Raw genomic sequence first — 591 nt, 5'->3', positions numbered from 1 at the left:
CCCCAAAGCCCCCCGCCCCCGACCGCGTCATGGTCGTAAGGGCAGGTTCGTGCGACAGGAGGGGCGGAGTCTGGCGTGAGCGGCAGCGGTAACGGCACCGGTGGGACGCGCGGTGAGGGCGCGGTCGGGCCCGATCTGGGCTCGACCGCCACCCCTGCCGGTGTCGCCCGGCGCCGTCGGCGGTGGCTGNNGGCGCCGCGGGGGCCGGGTGGGCGGTGTACGAGAAGCTCAGCTCCAACATCACCTCGGACGACGACACGGCCGCCGAACTCGCCCGGTACGAGAAGGAACGGCCCACCGCGCTGGTGCGCGACGCGCAGAACATCCTGCTGATCGGGTCGGACTCGCGGTCCGGGGACGGGAACCGCAAGTACGGCAGGGACTCCGGCACCGAGCGCTCCGACACCACGATCCTGCTGCACCTCGCGGCGAACCGGCGCAGCGCGACCGCCGTCTCGCTGCCCCGCGACCTGATGGTGGACGTACCGAGCTGCCGGGGGCCGGACGGCGCCCGCACCGCACCCGTGTTCTCGATGTTCAACTACGCCTTCCAGAGCGGCGGTCCGGCTTGCACGATCCGTACCGTCGAGA

General features: G+C 72.7%; 1 protein-coding gene. It reads left to right on the top strand.

Going from position 1 to position 591, the window contains the following annotated elements:
- Nucleotides 1-191: 191 nt before the first annotated feature.
- On the top strand, nt 192-591 hold a 400-nt coding region (locus AOK01_RS45570; protein WP_425424776.1), incomplete at both ends, for an LCP family protein.

The organism is Streptomyces aurantiacus (assembly GCF_001418335.1).
Lineage (GTDB): Bacteria > Actinomycetota > Actinomycetes > Streptomycetales > Streptomycetaceae > Streptomyces > Streptomyces aurantiacus.
This window is presented reverse-complemented; position numbering and strand designations above follow the sequence as displayed.